The 13,990-nt window shown below is 38.9% G+C and carries 9 protein-coding genes and 1 pseudogene; 1 reads left to right on the top strand and 9 read right to left on the bottom strand.

What is annotated here, in order from left to right; genetic code table 11:
* Positions 1-8: 8 nt before the first annotated feature.
* The 6 genes and pseudogenes from H6G68_RS10015 to H6G68_RS26875 form a co-directional block, all read right to left on the bottom strand.
* Entirely contained in the window at positions 9-164 is a 156-nt protein-coding gene (locus H6G68_RS10015; protein WP_190906511.1) for a hypothetical protein, read from the bottom strand.
* Positions 165-485: 321 nt separating this feature from the next.
* Complete coding sequence (locus H6G68_RS10010; RefSeq protein ID WP_190906588.1) at positions 486-911, bottom strand: GNAT family N-acetyltransferase; 426 nt, start codon at positions 909-911, stop codon at positions 486-488.
* Positions 912-959: 48 nt separating this feature from the next.
* Positions 960-1,340: pseudogene (gene gloA2, locus H6G68_RS10005) on the bottom strand (SMU1112c/YaeR family gloxylase I-like metalloprotein); the annotation flags it as partial.
* 135 nt (positions 1,341-1,475) lie between these two features.
* Positions 1,476-2,756: a vWA domain-containing protein gene (locus tag H6G68_RS10000; protein ID WP_190906510.1), complete on the bottom strand. Its 1,281-nt coding sequence runs from the start codon at positions 2,754-2,756 to the stop codon at positions 1,476-1,478.
* Positions 2,753-4,009: a vWA domain-containing protein gene (locus H6G68_RS09995; RefSeq protein ID WP_190906509.1), complete on the bottom strand. Its 1,257-nt coding sequence runs from the start codon at positions 4,007-4,009 to the stop codon at positions 2,753-2,755. The genes H6G68_RS10000 and H6G68_RS09995 overlap by 4 nt, the downstream gene beginning before the upstream one ends.
* Before the next feature lie 252 nt (positions 4,010-4,261).
* Positions 4,262-6,979 carry a Calx-beta domain-containing protein gene (locus H6G68_RS26875; RefSeq protein WP_199332561.1) on the bottom strand — a complete coding sequence of 906 codons (2,718 nt, stop codon included), beginning with the start codon at positions 6,977-6,979 and terminating at the stop codon, positions 4,262-4,264.
* Positions 6,980-7,425: 446 nt separating this feature from the next.
* On the opposite strand from H6G68_RS26875, the gene H6G68_RS09985 reads away from it, so the two are divergent.
* Entirely contained in the window at positions 7,426-8,763 is a 1,338-nt protein-coding gene (locus H6G68_RS09985) for a helix-turn-helix domain-containing protein (protein WP_190906508.1), read from the top strand.
* 108 nt (positions 8,764-8,871) lie between these two features.
* Here H6G68_RS09985 and H6G68_RS09980 read toward each other — a convergent pair whose 3' ends face one another.
* The 3 genes from H6G68_RS09980 to H6G68_RS27885 form a co-directional block, all read right to left on the bottom strand.
* Entirely contained in the window at positions 8,872-9,384 is a 513-nt protein-coding gene (locus H6G68_RS09980) for a hypothetical protein (RefSeq protein ID WP_190906507.1), read from the bottom strand.
* A gap of 30 nt (positions 9,385-9,414) precedes the next feature.
* The gene (locus H6G68_RS09975; RefSeq protein ID WP_190906506.1) at positions 9,415-12,918 is read right to left on the bottom strand and encodes an SBBP repeat-containing protein; all 3,504 of its coding nucleotides are present in this window, start codon (positions 12,916-12,918) and stop codon (positions 9,415-9,417) included.
* A gap of 676 nt (positions 12,919-13,594) precedes the next feature.
* On the bottom strand, positions 13,595-13,861 hold the full coding sequence (locus H6G68_RS27885; RefSeq protein ID WP_422595860.1) for a helix-turn-helix domain-containing protein: 267 nt from the start codon (positions 13,859-13,861) through the stop codon (positions 13,595-13,597).
* Between the last annotated feature and the right edge of the window lie 129 nt (positions 13,862-13,990).

The following is a 13,990-nucleotide window of genomic DNA, read 5'->3' as shown; positions in this document are numbered from 1 at the left end:
TAATTTCGCTATTGGTCGGTGGCAAGGTGATACCGATCATTACCTTGCCACGCGCAAAAATCTCTTTGACCTACGACGTATAGCAGTTGTCCATAATCTGGATGTTCTTGCTCGCCTGTCACAGAGCAGATAATTGCATACTGCTTGATAGTTAAACAATACATTTTTTATTTATTCTGTCAACTGACTTGAAAATAAGACCCCACCCCTAATCCCTCCCCCTTCGGGTGATGCCTCCGGCTCCCGTAAGGGATACACCAGTCGCCTACGGTGGGAAACCCGCCTACAGCGCTGGTTCACCGCTTGCGAGGAGGGGAATAAGAAGTTTTTTCATGTGTTCTGGTGTACGCAGTTCATGATGGCTACTTATCTTTATGCAATAATTTCTTACCACAATGTGAGCATAACTGTTGCTGTGGTTTTTAGCGAACTGCTTGCAGCAGCGCTTCGCTATCGCTGTGCCAGTTGCGTAAGTCCTGTGTAAATTATAAGTATTTTTCCATTAAATAGTTTGTAAATAAAACGCCTCGACGTTCTACTTGTTGTTCCTTAACTATGGTGAATCCATGATGTTGAAAAAATGATTTTGCGGTAATGCTAACCTCTGCATATAGTCGCTTAATTTCTTGTGATTTAGCCATATTTTCTATGTGCTTTAAAAGTTTTGAACCAATCCCCTTTCTTTGGTATTGGCTGTGACAATAAAAACAATCAATATGTCCATCAGGGTCTAATTCTCCAAATCCAACGATTTCACCGTTATTTTCAGCAATATATGGTGATTTGTTTTGTAATCTTTTCTGCCAAAATTCATAATCCATCGTTTCCACAGCCCAAGCATTAACTTGTTCTTGGGTGTAATCACGAATATTGATTTCATGAACTGTATCATAAAACAATTTCATGATCATCTCAGTGTCAGATGAGCTATATTCTCTGATGTTGAGATTCAATGTACTTGATTCATAAATTTCTAATGGCAAATTGTCAGGATCTTTAAAAAAGGTAAATTTTTTACCTGTAATTTCATCAACTCTGATATTTTCAACTTCGATATGATGAGATTTTAAGTAATTAACACTTTTTTCCATATCCTCAACGACAAAAGCTAAATGTCTTAAACCACAGGCTTCTGGATTACTAAATCTTTGGGGAGGGTTGGGAAAGGAAAAAAGCTCAATTTGAGTATTTCCTACTTTTAAATCTAATTTATAAGAATTTCTTTCGCTGCGGAATGTCTCGTGAATAATGTCAAGTCCTAAAATTTCCACATAAAAATGTTTAGATTTTTGGTAATCAGAACAAATAATAGCAACATGATGAACACCGGAAATTTTCATAAATTTGTTAATTGTTAATTGTTAATATTTAATTAATTAAGAGATAGATACCCGAATTATGGGAAAAGTCGGGTATCTAAGTATTACTTATTAGGTTTTTTAGTAGGGGTTTAAGATTGCTAAACCCCTAATTAATTATTCCCGTAAAATAGTCTTTGATGCAATCCTGGTTTTTTTGCGATCGCTCTCCGTTAGTTCTTCACCAGCTTGCAAGCGAGTGGCAGAGACTTGTAACACCGTGGCTGCATTGGTGTCACCGATTTGCAAGGCGGTTTTAGCAGCTGTTTGCAGCATTGTCACCGCACCAGCGCGATCGCCCTGTGACAATTTTGCCTCTGCTATTTGAGTTTGGCGATACTTAGCTAATACTAAAATCGACTGTAACACCTGGGGATTCACAGCCGGTTGATAAGTCTTGGAGATATGGGCATATATCGGTAACAGGGGGGAAAATAAACCCTCTTTGTTTTCAGCAGGATCATCATAGCGAACTTGGATATGTCCAATTACTTGTTCTCCTTCTGGTAACTGTCCCAGATAAATATTCGCCAAAACTACCCGTTCTACATCCTTCATTAAATCTCCCAATCGAACAATAAAGCTACCATTGGCTTCTATTTCCACTGGTAACTCAATGGTTTCTGGGGCGACTTGGGCGATGGGTTTCAGTTCTGCTAGTCGCACACCCGGTACTAGAGAGATCAACAGATGGGCATTGGTTAACCCCACAGACTGAATGCGCTTAAACAAGCGGCTAAATTGGTCTACGGCTTGTTCTGGACGCTCAATATAAGCGAGAGTACCACCACCAGCATCGGCAATTTTTTCCAGCAAATCCTGATTCCAGTCATTACCAAAGCCGAAGGTGTTGATTGTTAGGTTTACTCTGGTGGCTTTTTGGGCAAGTTCTAGACAGCGCTTGTGGTCATTGGGGCCAATTTGCCATTTCCAGATTTTTAACCCGTTGTCACCACGCCCATCTGTGAGTAGAAAGGCTTGGGAAACAGCGCCTTTTGTGCCTTTGAGTAATTCTGTGATTCCCAGAGATAACCCTTCAGCAATGACTGTGCCACCACCAGCCTTCAGTTTTTTGTGTAACTGAGATTTGATGCTTTCGGGGTCTTTGACGATTTGGTTGGGGATAATTACCTCAGCAGTCCCCGCAAAAGCGACAATGGAGATGCGATCGCCTGGATTAAGTTGAGCTAATAATTGTTCTACTGCCTGAATCACGGTTTTCATGGGTTCCCCATGCATGGAACCACTTTTATCCAGCATCAGGCATAAATTCAGCGGTAAACTTTGGTCAAGCTCATTGGCAAGGGACGAAATGGAAATTGCTAGTTGACGTTGGTTACTCGATTGAGCGGCATCAACATTAGTATCATTTAGTGCCGACAGTAATTCAACTTTCATTTAGGAGGAGCATCCTGCAACACGGTTTTTGAGACAATTCTGGTTTTTTTGCGATCGCTTTCGGATAACTCTTCCCCAGCCTGTAAGCGCGTGGCGTTGGTTTGCAATACCGTTGCTGCACCTTTATCTCCCATTTGCAAAGCCGTTTTCGCTGCCGTTTGTAGCATTGTCGCTGCCCCAGCCCGATCACCCTGTTGTAATTTTGCTTCGGCTAACTGGGTTTGACGATACTTGGCTAAAGCCAAAATCGACTGTTGGACTTGGGGATTGGCAGTTGGTTGGTAAAGCTGGTTAACATCGGCATAAACTGGCATATTTAGGGAAAATAATCCGGTTTGGTTTTGGGCGGGGTCATCGTAGCGGACTTGCACATTAGCGATCGCCTGTTTACCTTCTGGCAACTGTCCCAAATAAATATTAGCCAAAATCACCCGTTCTACATCTTTCATTAAATCTCCCAATCGCACCAAAAACCGTCCATCAGCGTCTGGTTGCACTGGTAATTCAATGGTGTCTGGAGCTACTTGGGCAATCGGTTTGAGTTCAGCTAAACGCACATTCGGTAACAGTGAAAATATCAGATAAGCATTAGTCAATCCCACTGTTTGCATCCGGCTGAACAAGCGACCGAACTTATCCATAGCTTGATCTGGTTGTTCAATATGAGACAAATTCCCCAGTCCAGCATCAGCTATTTTTTCTAAAATATCCTGATTCCAATTGTCACCAAAACCCAATGTGTTCAAAGTCAAATTATAGCTGGCTGCTAATTGGGCAAATTTCAAACAGCGATTGTTATCACCATGTTCATTTTCCCCATCAGTTAACAAAAAGGCTTGGGAGATAGTTTCTTTTTTACCCTTGGCTAATTCCTCAATCCCTAAACGCAAGCCTTCATCAATCGCAGTCCCACCATCCGCAGTCAGGAGATTAATTTGCTTTTTGATGTGGTTTCGATCTGAAATCACCTGATTTGGGACTAAAATCTCAGCCCGGTGGTCAAAAACGACGATACTAAGACGATCTTCAGAACTGAGTCTATCAACCAACAAACAGGCTGCTTTTTTCACAGTTTCCAGCGATCGCCCCTTCATCGAACCGCTATGATCAAGAATTAAGCATAAATTTAGTGGTACAGCCCGATCCAGAGTTTCCCCAATTGCGGAAATCGAAATCGCTAACTGGCGTTGACTGCTTGGTTGATGCGCGTCTACATTAGCATCATTAAGAGTAGGCTGCAAATTAACCTTCATAAGCCAAGTTTCCTATCAAAGATATCTATATCTATTTATAAATAACTTCAAAACGCAGCTTTAGGGCTACGGAAAACAGTTTTCTCAAGGTTGTCAGCAAAAAAAAACAGGATGCAGGAATTTCTTCACCTACACCCTTTGACTACAGCTATTTTTTGCTACTTTGCTAGTTATCTAGTTGAGACTGGTAATTGCTAATCGGTAATTGGGGAAAAATGCAAAAACTCCTTTTCCCCATTCCCCGTCAACAAACTACGCAACCAAACTCAAATCCCTAGGACTGGTCAAGAGTCCAGCACTTTGAAACAGAGATTGATCACTACCAAATACGCTAGATGACGTTAATACAGATGAAAAATCATCATTAATGATAGTTCCAATTTTAGCAGTCGTCGTCCCAATGCTATAACCAGTTCCTGCAACTAGTCTGACAGCAACGGTTTCATTACTTTCAATGATGGAGTCTGCGGTGGGGTCAATAATGATATTGGCTGTATTTACACCAGCAGCAAAAGTAATGCTACCGTTTGTTGAGGCAAAACTTGTTGCACCAGTTTGGGTATAGTCGCTGTTGAAGATGGCTGTACCCCCAACTGCATAGTTCGCAGTTAGGGCATTGGTAGTATCTCCTGTGCGGGTGAAGGTATAAACCAGATTGGTTGTTCCATCTTCAGTGACACTGCTGGGACCGACTGCTAGGGTGACTGATGCCTTCAAAGAATCATTCAAATCATCGTTGATGATAGTTCCCACAACAGCAGTTGCGGTCCCAATGTCATAACCCAATCCTTTAGCTAGTCTTAAAGACACAGTTTCATTACTTTCAATGGTAGTGTCTGCTGTGGGGTTAATAGTCAGATTTGCTGTATTTGCACCAGCCGCAAAAGTAATGGTACCTCTTGGGGTCGTGAAAGTTGATGTGGAAATTTGTCCACCAGTTTGGGTATAGTCGGTATTGAAGGTAGCTGTACCCCCAACTATATAGTTCACGCTTAGGGCATTGGTAGTGTCTCCTGTACGGGTGAAGGTATAAACCAGGTTGGTTGTTCCATCTTCTAGTACACTCTTAGGACCTACCGCTAGGGTGACGGATGTCGTCAAAGAATCATTATCAGTAATGGTGGCAGTAGCACTAGTTGAACCACTGATAGTATAGCCAGTGGGAGCAGTAATCGTGGCGATGATGGTTTCGTTAGGATCGACAACAGCATCATCAATGGTTGGTAAGGTGATGGTAGCTGTGGCTGAACCTGCGGCAAAGGTGGCTGTTCCTGCACTAGAGTCGGTATAGTCTGAGCCAACTGTGGCTGTACCACCAAGACTATAACTGACGTTTAAAGCTGCTGTCAGATCGCCTGTGCGAGTGAGGGTAAAGACGCTGCCAACTAGTCCTGTTTCTGCTCCATCTGTGGTTTTGAGGATGGATAGCGTCCCCAAACTAGAAAACTGAAGGTTGATACGGCTACTAGCAGGTACAACGTAGTAATCTTTGACTGTTACAGAACGTCCAGATCCCAGTCCCAGCAATAGGTTATTTCCGCTTTGGGTTTGGGTAACACTAGCAGAAGTAAAAGCTGATAAGTCTAGGGTATCTAGATTATTTGCTCCTTCTATGGTGTCATTACCTGTTGTAGTTAGAAAACCGTAACCACCGAACACATTTGCCGCAGAGTTGGAAATTATGTCATCATCACTGGAAGAGTTAATGAAATTCTCAATCGTTGCGTCAAGAGCAATCCAAGTACCTTTGGTTGTAGCATACAGAGTTTCGCCACTAGTATCGTTAATGGCGTTGTATGAACTAGCATTGTAATCATTTTGGGCTGTGAACACACCACCTGGATTCATATCAAAACGATAGCCTGATGCGTTAGACGGCAAGGCTGAGAAATTTAATGTGTCGATACCACCGTCATCAACAAGGGTTATTTTTTGATTTGCTGCTCCTCCCCAAGTTGTCGGAGAGTTACCATCTGTGGTGAATGCATAAGTAGACGTAAAATTATAGGACGTGCTACCAGAATTAAAGCTCTTGGAACCATAGATATACCTCAACGCGGCTATGTCATAAGGCATCAGGGTTGCAGGAGAATTACCTGGAAGGTTGTAACTCATCACCGTGTTGTCTAAGTTGTCCTGATTGTAAGGAAGGTATGGACCATCCGCAGTACCACTAGTACCATTGTAATTGCCAGGATGCTTTAAGCCTAAAGCATGAGCAGTTTCATGAATCAGAGTTGTAAATCCATGACTACCAGGACCAGATGCAAAGTTATTATTGGTATTATAGAGTGGATCGATGAAGGCATTACTGAAATGGACATCACTGGCTACGCTAGTAGTGCTATCTGATGCGGGATCATAAGCATAAGCATAACTACCATCTCCTCCCATATTGGAGAACATATAACGAAGTTGCCCGTAGTTACCTGAAGTTTCTGTGACTTCAGTAAAAGTAACGCCGAACAAAGGTTCCATCAAATTTTTGAGGATGGTACGCACATCATTTTTAATGGTATCACTTAGCTCAGAAACAAGTTCACCTTGTCCTACATAAGAGGAGGCCGTGGTACTATTAACAAAACTAAAGGTAACATTGGCACTACCACTAGAAAATAGTCTATATCCGCCAACAAGGGAATCAATGCGGTTATCTCCTGATTTACTTATGGTCCCACTGGAAGGAACAATATTTGCTTCCGGGGTACCAGAGGCAACAAAGTTATCTAAGAGATAAATCTTATTATTACTGTTACTGGCATCAGCCCCATTTGCGTTGCCAAGAATCTCCACTTCAGGAAGTTGACTAAAATCACTCGCTTGCGACTGAGAACGCAGATCTACGGCAACTGTACGGTCGTATTGTGTACCAAATACGGTGTTGAACTGCTGCCCAAAGTCTTCTAAATTCGCAAATTTGCTGAGTTGGTCATGGGTCAAATCGAGCAATGGTTTGATGATTCTATTCATAGACTTGAATAATTGGGTAAATGGTTGTCTGAGAAGTCAAATTGCAATGAATTTGTATTGGTTTTAGAATTGTTGCCAGCAGGCATTAATGTCACAATTTCACTTAAATTATTTTTGTGACACTATATTCTATTGAGCATAAATGCTACATAATTCTGTACTGGTGTCAGATCCAGACTCTGGATACAGATTTTTAATTTATGTACATTTGATCTAAAAGGAGTTACGTACTCTGGCTCAGAGTAGGTGTTTCAAACAGTAATATTGTTGGATATTGTGTGTGTAATTCCTATTGATTGTGTTTTTGCCCGTGTACACTTACGTGTCCAACCCATCATAATCACAAACATATTTATGAGTAAATACAGAAAGTTCAGGCATTAATACATATATGTGTATAAAATTAATATAAATAACAGATTTCAGCACAGGGTAAAAGTTTAGCTATGAATAGTGAAGAAGCATTAAGCTTGGTATGTAACCTATTTACTACTAAGTACGATATGCCCTTGACTCCTCTTGAACAAGAGATTATTCGTCAAAGCTGGGAAGGTAGAGAATATAAAGATATGAAAATCGCTGGCTATTCTTCTGCTTACGTTAAGACTAATATTGCACCAGAATTGTGGAAAAAAATCTCTAAGGTTTTAGGAGTGACTGTAGGAAAAAAGAATTTACGGGTAGTGTTGTATAATTTAGAACGGGAGAAGTTGTCAACAAAGTTAGAAACTCCCAGGGAATTTGTTCATAAAAAAGGATCAGCTAATAGTAGTTTTGCCCAAAATTGGCAAAATATGTCCGATTTAGAAATATTTGGACGTGGTGAGGAATTGGCAACTTTACAAAAGTGGGTTTTACAAGATAAATGTCGCTTGGTGGCAATTTTGGGAATGGGAGGAATGGGTAAAACCACATTAACTGCAAATCTTTTGAAAAATTTGGCGAGTAATCAAGAGACGAAATTTGCAAATATTATCTGGCTTTCGTTGAAAAATGCCCCAACATTAGAAAGTATTTTGACAGAAATTATTGATTTGCTTTCACCTCAACAAAATTTAGTTCCGTCTATTGACAATCTGCTGGATAAGTTGCGATCTGATCGCTATTTAATTATTTTTGATGCTGTAGAAAATATCTTCGCTAAAGATAGTTTAGCAGGTAAATATCTTCAGGGTTATGAATCATATAGCAATTTATTCAAACAAATTAGTACATCTCAACATCAAAGTTGTTTATTATTAACAAGTATCGAAATTCCTAGAGAAGTTATTTTTTTAGTAGGCAATCATAGTCCTGTACGCTTATTGCCTCTTCAAGGTTTAGCAATTCAGCAAGCTAAACAAATACTCCGCAACAGAGCATTAACTGAAGAAGAAGATTGGGAAAAGTTAATCAACTTATATCGCGGTAATCCTTTAGCATTAAAAATAGTGGCGACTATGATTTTAGAATTATTTAATGGTAAGGTCAGTGATTTTTTGGCAGAGAATACTATATTTATTGGTCAAATTGCTGAAATTTTAGATAAACAATTCTTGCGATTATCTGATTTAGAAATCCAACTACTTTACTGTTTAGCTAATATAAAAGAACCTGTAAAATTTGCTCAGTTATGTGTATATTTAGAGCAAAAAAATATATCTAAGTCCCAAATAATAACAGTTCTGGAGTCTTTAGTCATGCGATCGCTCATTGAGAAAAATCTTGAACACGGCGAATTTATGTTTACTCTTCAGCCACTAATTCAAAAGTCTTTTGTCAATAAGCTATCAGAGAATTGTTGAAGATCGGGAAGTAGAGAGGTTATTATATTTAACCTCTCTACCGTCAGAAATAAAGCGCATCTTCATCAAGAAATGGTATGAGAATTTAATGTTTTCCGAAGACTGAAATCAAGCATTAACACCGTAAACTCGATAGCCACTATCTGCTAACATTGCAAAATCAATATTAGTAGGTGCAGTAGCTAAGTTACCATAAGACATGATCGAATTTACATTACCAGCAGGATGGAAATAATCATACTCATTTGTTATAGGATTCGGTCCATCTTGAGATTGAAGTGGAATATAAGAACCACCATTAGCAACCCTCGCGTACTCACCTCTAAAAACTGCTGTTGTTGGACTGCTATCATCAATTAGTTCACTACTTTGTGAATTTAACCCTAACAGTCCCAGAACATGACCTAATTCATGGGAAATAGCTGAATACAAGTATGAATCAGTCCAGCTTACTTGAGCATTTATGGTCAACATTCCCACTTTTGTAAGGGGGTCTGTTGCATTCCAGCCACCTATCCTTGGACCACCCCAACCACCAGAGGTAGCTTCCGGGCTACGGAAAACCGCTTGAACAAGGTTTTCAATGCAAAAATAGGGTGTGGGTTGCGAGAATTTCTTCACCTACACCCTTTGAATAAAGCTGAAGAAACATTAAAAATCAGAATACGGTGTTTGTGTATAGGTAATTCCAGCAGGTGCAGGGCTATTATTAGAATTGTTTGCCGTGTATAAGCCGTATGGTAATGCGTCACCTTGAACAATCGCTATCAACCCTAGATCACCAGAACGACCGGCATAAATTGCGGTGCCAGTTGGTAGCCCTGCTGGAGAAGCGGTAATCTCGTAAGCATAGCTTGATACAATGCCATTACTAGGTTGCCGTAGTTGAATTAAATCGCCCTCAGCAATTGTAAAATCAGTAATTAGAGCATAGTCCTTGTTGTCATCATTTACGCCCGTTCTGTAAGGTACATATAGTCCACCTATAGCACGGTATGTGAGTATATATAAATCTGCACCAGTTCCTCCCGTTAATGTGTCAATTTCGCCATCACCAGATCCATCTAAATCAGAATAACGATACCCAACAATCGTATCGTTGCCACTCCCTCCCTCAATGATGTCATTACCGCGATATCCTCCTAATATGTCATTACCATCTCCTCCTTCAATGATGTCGTTCTGGTATGATCCCCATATTTTATCATCTCCACCAAATCCGTAGATGTGATATTTGTCATATGGAGCAATACTTAGATTAAGAAAGTTATTATTGTTATCTCCATAAATAAAAGTATAGTCAGAAACTGTGTCATTATCAGCAATTGTCACCGTTGCGGCTTTACTTGTTCCTAGAGTATAAGCATTATTAGTTGCTAAAGTCAGGATAACAGTTTCATTGGTTTCAACGAAACTATCATTAATGGGATTAATATTAATCGCTGCCGTTGATGCACCCGCAGCAAAAACCACGCTACCTGTTAAATTGTTATAATCTGTTCCTTTTGTAGCAGTACCAGCCACTGTATAATTAACTGTTAATGCTGAAGTTGTACTACCAGTGCGAGTAATTGTAAACTTCCCAGGATTAGCTGTAATTCCAGTATTAGTTTCTGCTGCATTCGCATCTGTGGCATTAATGGTAATTGTTGGTTTAGTGGGATTGTCATTGTCAGCAATTATCACCGTTGCAGCTTTATTTGTTCCCAAAGTATAAGCATTATTGGCTGCTAAAGTGAGGATGACAGTTTCATTGGTTTCAACTAAACTATCATTAATAGGATTGATGTTAATAACTGCCGTTGATGCACCCGCAGCAAAAACTACATTACCCGTTAAGTTGTTATAATCTGTTCCTTTGGTAGCAGTACCAGCTACTGTGTAATTAACTGTTAATGCGGAAGTTGTACTACCTGTGCGAGTAATTGTGAATTTACCAGGATTCGCTGTAATTCCAGTATTAGTTTCTGCTGCATTCGCATCTGTGGCATTAATGGTAATTGTTGGTTTAGTGGGATTGTCATTGTCAGCAATTATCACCGTTGCAGCTTTATTTGTTCCCAAAGTATAAGCATTATTGGCTGCTAAAGTGAGGATGACAGTTTCATTGGTTTCAACGAAACTATCATTAATGGGATTGATGTTAATAACTGCCGTTGATGCACCCGCAGCAAAAACTACATTACCCGTTAAGTTGTTATAATCTGTTCCTTTGGTAGCAGTACCAGCTACTGTGTAATTAACTGTTAATGCGGAAGTTGTACTACCTGTGCGAGTAATTGTGAATTTACCAGGATTCGCTGTAATTCCAGTATTAGTTTCTGCTGCATTCGCATCTGTAGCATTAATGGTAATTGTTGGTTTAGTTAGATTGTCATTATCAGCAATTATCACCGTTGCTGCTTTATTTGTTCCTAAAGTATAAGCATTATTTGCAGATAAATTTAGGATGACAGTTTCATTGGTTTCAACTAAAGCATCGTTAATGGGATTAATATTAATGAAGGCAGTACTTGCACCCGCAGCAAAAACTACGCTACCCGTTAAGTTGTTATAATCTGTTCCCTTGGTAGCAGTACCAGCTACTGTGTAATTAACTGTTAATGCTGAAGCTGTACTACCTGTGCGAGTAATTGTAAACTTACCAGGATTCGCTGTAATTCCAGTATTAGTTTCTGCTGCATTCGCATCTGTAGCATTAATGGTAATAGTAGGTAAAATACTTGCATTTTGATATTTTAGTAACCAAGCATCCCAGACCCCAGCATTAGTACCACCAAAATCACCATAAGTAACACCTGTTAAGTAGATATTATTATTAGCATCAATTGTGATTGCAGATGAGCCATCAGAATCAGCAGTACCGATTTGTTCTTTACCTAAAAGTGTTCCACTGCTATCATACCTAGCAATCCATCCATCATAATTACCAAAACTAGTATCACCTAAATTTCCATTTGTACTACCTGTTATATAGATATAACCACTATTATCAATTGCTATATCATTGCTATAATCATAACTAGGAGTACCTAATTGTTCTTTCCACTGTAATGTGCCGCTATTGCTATATTTAGCTATCCAAGCATCATCAATACCTGCATTAGTTCCTCCTAAATTTCCGTAAGTTTCCCCCGTTAAATAAATATTCCCACTACTATCTAAATCCAAATCATAAGCTGCATCAAAACTATCACTACCTAATTGTTGTTTCCACTGTAAAGTACCGCTATTGTTATATTTAGCTACCCAAGCATCATAATCACCAGCATTAGTCCCTCCTAAATTTCCTTGGGTATAACCTGTTAGATAAATATTGCTATTAACATCAACTGCTATACCATAAGTGGAATCATCCCCACTAGTACCTAATTGTTGTTTCCACTGTAAAGTACCGCTACTATTATATTTAGCGACCCAAGCATCATAACTACCAGCATTAGTTCCTCCTAAATTTCCATAGGTATAACCTGTTAAATAAAAATTGCTATTACTATCAATAGCTATACCCATAGAACTGTCATAACTAGGAGTACCTATTTGTTGTTTCCATTGTAATGTGCCGCTAGTATCATATTTAGCGACCCAAGCATCATATTCACCAACATTAGTACCACTTAAATTTCCTGTGGTATAACCTGTTAAATAAACATTACTATTACTATCAATAGCTATGTTATAAGCTTCATCGTTATTCACAGTACCTAGTTGCTTTTTCCATTGCAAAGTACCACTACTATTATATTTAGCGACCCAAGCATCATAACCACCAACATTAGTACCGCCTAAATTTCCTTCAGTAGAACCAGTTAAATAGATATTACCATTCTGGTCATTAGCTACATCATAGGTATAATCATTATTAGAAGTTCCTAGTTGTCTTTTCCATTGTTCCGTGAGATTAGGAAAAGTATCAATTGCCTGATTAACTATATTAACAGTTCGGAAAACACTCTCAGGAGTGTAAGTCAATACTGGAATTGAATCAGTATAGTTTTCCCGTCTGCTGATTAGTCTTTCATCTGCTAAGGTAAAAAGTTTTTGTGAACCGAATCCTATCCAATCGGGTTGAATAGGATTTCCCAAATTATGATTACCCAATCCAGAAAGAGGATTCATATGATCCTGATTATTCAAATCTTGATTAATAAGCATTAGTAAACTCCTAGTATTTCGCTTTTAGAGGATGTTTTAAAAGTCAAAGCTAGTCAAAAATCATGCGATTCGTCTGAGAAAGAGACGAATTATAGCAATAGACGTGGGAGTGAAAATTAAATATGCATTATGTGGAACTCTTGTAAAGATGCTGGATGCAACATATCTACATTCTGTCCTGGAGATGTTCAAACCTGAACTTCCACATACAGAGTATGTATTTCTTACTCCCCACGCAGCAATTCTATGTCTAAAATTAACTTGTTAAACAACATAGCCGAATACTAAGAAAATGCACAAGTACTTTTCCGACTTCGTACTTGTATTTTTTCGACTTTTTCGGTTATGTCCCACATTCCGCAGATTAAATCCACTTCAGAATAAATAATTATCAGGAAGGATTGAGGATTGTACAAACTTTTCTCAATAAATATTCTCAATAAATGAGATAAATTCCTAATAGAGGGATATTAGTTCATTTGAGCTAATATAGCGAAAAACCTTGCAAAAAATGGCTTTTGGGCATAATTATTTTTTCCTCTATGCAACTGCGGAATGTGCGTTAGGGAGTACCAAAAAATAAATTATCCAATTTTTTTAGCAGTGCTAGACCCCTACACCAATACTACAAATTGGTACATTATTAAATTGCAAGTCCCCAACAGCAACACCTCAATCACGCCTGTAAATCAATATAGATTTTTTTGGAGCCATATTTTTGCCTAAATTTGTTGGGACTTAGCCCTACTTGAGTTTTGAATGCTTTTGAGAAAGAAACCGCATCATTGAACCCACATAAACCTGTAATTATTGCTATGCTTTCAGATGTAGTTATCAACAAATATTTTGCCTTTTCTAGACATTGTTGATAATAAATTTGCTTAGGCGTTTTACCCCATAACTTTAAAGAAGTTGTAATTTGATGTTCACGGATTTCTAGAATTTTTGCTACTTCTTTATTAAAATAGACATCTCCGAAAAAGAATTAAATTATGGTATAAGAATATAAAAGTGTATTTTTTGGTAAGACGTTATGGGCAGTATATTTGAATATATTCAGAGCAATCCTCAC

This window comes from Anabaena catenula FACHB-362 (genome assembly GCF_014698735.1).
Taxonomy (GTDB): Bacteria; Cyanobacteriota; Cyanobacteriia; order Cyanobacteriales; family Nostocaceae; genus Anabaena; species Anabaena variabilis_A.
The sequence above is the reverse complement of the archived record's forward strand: the minus strand, read 5'-3'. Positions and strand labels throughout refer to the sequence as shown.

Coding starts and splice junctions, on each gene's coding strand:
- H6G68_RS10015 (WP_190906511.1), bottom strand. CDS start 164: ATGTATTGTTTAACTATCAAGCAGTATGCAATTATCTGCTCTGTGACA.
- H6G68_RS10010 (WP_190906588.1), bottom strand. CDS start 911: ATGATCATGAAATTGTTTTATGATACAGTTCATGAAATCAATATTCGT.
- H6G68_RS10000 (WP_190906510.1), bottom strand. CDS start 2,756: ATGAAAGTTGAATTACTGTCGGCACTAAATGATACTAATGTTGATGCC.
- H6G68_RS09995 (WP_190906509.1), bottom strand. CDS start 4,009: ATGAAGGTTAATTTGCAGCCTACTCTTAATGATGCTAATGTAGACGCG.
- H6G68_RS26875 (WP_199332561.1), bottom strand. CDS start 6,979: ATGAATAGAATCATCAAACCATTGCTCGATTTGACCCATGACCAACTC.
- H6G68_RS09985 (WP_190906508.1), top strand. CDS start 7,426: ATGAATAGTGAAGAAGCATTAAGCTTGGTATGTAACCTATTTACTACT.
- H6G68_RS09975 (WP_190906506.1), bottom strand. CDS start 12,918: ATGCTTATTAATCAAGATTTGAATAATCAGGATCATATGAATCCTCTT.